The organism is Lamprobacter sp. (genome assembly GCF_034860625.1).
Lineage (GTDB): Bacteria > Pseudomonadota > Gammaproteobacteria > Chromatiales > Chromatiaceae > Lamprobacter.
On record NZ_JAYESN010000590.1, the window covers coordinates 1 to 1,095 of the forward strand.

Annotated in this window: 3 protein-coding genes; 2 read left to right on the forward strand and 1 reads right to left on the reverse strand. The window is 61.5% G+C overall.

The features are described 5' to 3' along the window. A partial coding sequence (locus tag VBE63_RS30050) for a hypothetical protein (RefSeq protein ID WP_323686626.1) occupies positions 1 to 229 on the reverse strand: 229 nt, incomplete at its 3' end. A gap of 320 nt (positions 230 to 549) precedes the next feature. On the opposite strand from VBE63_RS30050, the gene VBE63_RS30055 reads away from it, so the two are divergent. After that, complete coding sequence (locus tag VBE63_RS30055) at positions 550 to 816, forward strand: ribbon-helix-helix domain-containing protein (protein WP_323686627.1); 267 nt, start codon at positions 550 to 552, stop codon at positions 814 to 816. Between the two features lie 48 nt (positions 817 to 864). Continuing rightward, positions 865 to 1,095 (forward strand): hypothetical protein (locus tag VBE63_RS30060; RefSeq protein ID WP_323686628.1); only part of this gene is annotated, 231 nt, incomplete at its 3' end.

Here is a 1,095-nt window from a genome sequence, read left to right on the forward strand (position 1 = left end):
TCGCACGCTCTTCGGCGATGGTGCGATCGACCTCTTCACGGCTCAGCGGCAGACAGGGCATCTGGTCGAGTTCCGCGAAAAGCTCGCTGAGCGTTTGCTTGGCGTCATTCTGTGGAGTGAGTTTCGCAGTCACGACAACATTGACCGCGCCGGCGGGTATCTCCTCGGGCACGATGAGTTGCAGCTGATGATCTTCACCCAACAGGGTATTGAATTGAACAGACGGCATCACCGAATCTCCTGAAAAAGGCCTGGCGGCAAGTCAGGCTTGAGTATAGCGCTTTGCCATCCCACGCCCGTCGAGGCACTGGGATGCGATGCGGTTCGTCGCCTTGAGGACGCTGGGCCGACATCCGCTCGTTTGCGCTATGCTCGCACTCGATGCGCCGATGGGCGGTGTCCGTATAGAGGATGCGGCCGGCGAGCCCGCGAAAGGCCTCGACGAAGGCCGGCGACATCAGCGTGCCCCCGGTGGCGTTGAGCACGCGCTCGGCGACCTAAGCGCTGATCAGGTAGGATTCAATCCTACTTGTCAGATCGGAGACAATCGTGCGTTCAACCCAACAGCCCAGTATTAGGTTACCGAACGATCTGGTCGAAGAGGTGAAAGCGAGAGTCCGTGGGGGCGAGTATGCCTCCGACAGTGAGGTGATTCGCGAGGGCTTGCGTGCACGCCTTGCCCGTGATCGCGCCGTGGACGCATGGCTGTGTCAACAGGTCGGACCCGCCTACGATGCCTTGAAGGCCGATCCTGCGTCAGCGGTCACGGCTGAGCAAGTCCGCGCTCGACTGGCCGCAGAACAGCGTAAGTCATGATGACTTGTCGGGTTATCTGCTCACCAGAAGCCATGCAGGAGGAATCGGGTGCGCGACCCCTTCAAACCGCTGTTCAACGCCCGCTTGCTCAGTGAGGCACTCGAAGCCGCTCACATCGAGTGCAACCCCGTCCAGGCCGAGATCGCCCAACGCTGGGCCAACAGCGCCGCTAGCGGGGCGCTCGGCTCGGTCAAGGAAAAGCAGCTCCAAGGGCAGTTCCTGACCGAGGTCTTCGGCGGCCTGCTCGGCTATGCCCAGATCGTCAGTGCCGACGACATC